This is a genomic window from Micromonospora sp. NPDC003241 (assembly GCF_053589795.1).
Window position 1 is genome coordinate 1 of sequence record NZ_JBSFSO010000095.1, and the last position, 2,832, is coordinate 2,832.

General features: G+C 70.2%; 2 protein-coding genes. One reads left to right on the top strand and one right to left on the bottom strand.

All coding sequences use genetic code 11. The features are described 5' to 3' along the window. Nucleotides 1-1,037, bottom strand: a 1,037-nt coding sequence (locus ACWDVW_RS32530) for an acyl-CoA dehydrogenase family protein (RefSeq protein WP_449956800.1), incomplete at its 3' end; no start/stop codon positions are given. 252 nt (nucleotides 1,038-1,289) lie between these two features. Between ACWDVW_RS32530 and ACWDVW_RS32535 the strand changes: the two genes are divergently transcribed. Then, a complete protein-coding gene (locus ACWDVW_RS32535) occupies nucleotides 1,290-2,717 on the top strand; it encodes a UDP-glucose dehydrogenase family protein (protein ID WP_449956803.1) in 1,428 nt (475 codons plus the stop codon). Nucleotides 2,718-2,832: the final 115 nt, after the last annotated feature.

Consider the following 2,832-nt stretch of genomic DNA (forward strand, 5'->3'; position numbering starts at 1 on the left):
CCGAGCAACTGCACCGCGTCGGTGGTGATCTCCATGGCGGCGTCCGAGGCGAAGCACTTCGCCGCCGCACCGAAGTACGTCAGGTCGGCGTCACCGCGCTCGGACTTGCCGGCCGCGGCGTACGTGAGCTGCCGGGCCGCCTCCAGCTTCATGCCCATGTCGGCGAGCATGAACTGCACACCCTGGAACTCGGCGATGGCCTTACCGAACTGCTTGCGCTCGGCCACGTACCCCTTGGCGTAGTCGAGCGCGCCCTGCGCGATGCCGAGCGCCTGCGCGGCGATGGTGACCCGGGTGTGGTCCAGGGTCTTCATCGCCGTGCCGAACCCGGTCCCCTCGGCGCCGATGATCCGGTCGGCTGGGATCCGGACGTTGTCCAGGTAGACCTCGCGGGTCGGCGACCCCTTGATGCCCAGCTTCTTCTCCGGGGCGCCGAAACTGACCCCCGGATCGGACTTCTCGACCACGAAGGCGGAGATGCCCCGGGAACGCGCGGTCGGGTCGGTGACGGCGAAGACGGTGTAGAACTCGGACACCCCGGCGTTGGTGATCCAACGCTTCACGCCGTTGAGCACCCAGTGATCGCCGTCGCGCACCGCCCGGGTGGTCATCGACGCCGCGTCGCTGCCGGCCTCCGGCTCGGACAGGCAGTACGAGAACATCGCCTCACCGGCGGCGACCGGGGTCAGGTAGCGGCGCTTGAGATCGTCGGAACCGGCCAGCAGCAGCGGCATGGTGCCGAGCTTGTTCACCGCCGGGATCAGCGAGGACGAGGCACAGGCCCGGGCGACCTCCTCGATCACGATCGCGGTGGCCAGCGCGTCGGCACCCGCCCCGCCGTACTCCTCGGGAATGTGCGGGGCGTGGAAGTCGGCGGCCCGCAACGCGTCGTAGGACGCCGTGGGGAACTCACCGGTCTCGTCGGCCTCGGCGGCCTGTGGCGCCACCTTCGCCGTACAGACCTCACGGACGGCCTCCCGGATCGCCTGGTGCTCCTCGGGCAACCGATACACATCGAACGACTGCTCTGCGGGCATGCCGGCCCCTCCCCTTCAGCGCTACTATGCGCAGTCTGTAGCGTCACCTGGACGGCCATCGCGCAGACTGAAGGATAGTCACCACCGTCCGAGAAATGTTACCGGCGCGTAGGCTAAGCCGGAACGGCGCATCGACGCCGCTCGGCGATGATGGAGCACAGACAGCAGAACGACCCCCCTCCGGTGCCCCGCCAGGTGCCGCAGCGGACCGCGACGCGACCACGCGCCGCCAGTGCGAGCGGAGAGACAGGCGTGACCATCCCGTACCCGAACACCCAGCCGATGCCCGCCATCGCCTCGGTGACACCCCCCTCGGGTGCCTCCCGACCTCGGGTGACCTTCCTGGGCACTGGCTATCTCGGCGCGACCTACGCCATCTGTTACGCCGAGCTCGGCTACGAGGTGCTCGGATTCGACGTCGACGCCGACAAGATCGCCAAGCTCAACGCCGGTGAGGTGCCGATCCACGAGCCCGGCCTGGACGAGCTGCTCCGGCGCAACCTGGCCGCCGGGCGGCTGCGGTTCAGCACCGACATCGCCGAGACCGCCGACTTCGGCGACGTGCACTTCATCTGCGTCGGCACCCCGCAGCGCGCCGACGGCATGGGCGCCGACCTGTCGTACGTCGAGGCGTCGGTCACCGGCCTGGCCCAGCACCTGACCCGCAAGGCGCTGATCGTGGGCAAGTCCACCGTCCCGGTCGGCACCGCCGAGTGGGTGGAGCAGCTCGTGGGCAAGCACGCCTCCATCGACCTGGGCGTCGAGGTGGCCTGGAGCCCCGAGTTCCTCCAGGAGGGCTTCGCCGTCGACGACGTGCTCCGGCCGAACCGGATCGTGGTCGGCGTCAAGAGCGACTGGGCCAACGGCATGCTCTACGCCGCGCACAAGGGCGTCTTCGACCTGGCCGCCACCGAGGACCGCGAGGTGCCCCTGGTGGTCACCGACTTCGCCACCGCCGAGCTGGTCAAGGTCGCCGCGAACGCCTTCCTGGCCACCAAGATCTCTTTCATCAACGCGATGGCCGAGGTCTGCGAGGCGGCCGGCGGCGACGTCACACAGCTCGCCAAGGCCATCGGGTACGACCCCCGCATCGGCAACCGCTTCCTGCAGTCCGGGCTCGGCTTCGGCGGCGCCTGCCTGCCGAAGGACATCCGCGCCTTCCAGGCCCGGGCCCAGGAGCTGGGCGCCGGTGAGGCGCTGCGCTTCCTGCACGAGGTCGACCTGATCAACCTGCGTCGCCGGACCCGGGTGCTCCAGCTCGCCGCCGACCTGCTCGGCCGCCGCTCCGGTCCGGCCGGCCCGGACCTGTCCGGCACCCGGATCGCCGTCCTCGGGGCGACCTTCAAACCCAACACCGACGACGTACGCGACGCGCCCGCGCTCGCCGTCGCCGCGCTGCTGCACAAGGCCGGCGCCGAGGTGCACGTCTTCGACCCGCAGGGCATGGAGAACGCCCGCCGGGCGGTGCCGGAGCTGATCTACGAGCCGGACGTCAACGCGGCGGTGACCGGTGTCGACCTGGTCTGCGTCCTCACCGAGTGGGCGGACTTCCGCAACGCCGACCCGAGCGCGCTGGGCGAACTGGTCACCGGGCGGCGCGTGGTGGATGCGCGCAACTGCCTCGACTCGGCACTGTGGACGCAGGCTGGGTGGGAGTATCGGGGGATGGGGCGGCCTTGATTTTGCTTTTCTGGGGTTGGGGTGGGGGTTTTCCGGGGGAGCCCACCCGCTCCGGGCGGTCAGGCTTGATCCCTGCGCGGGTGGGCTAGATCGGAAGAGCGACGTGGAGGGAAAG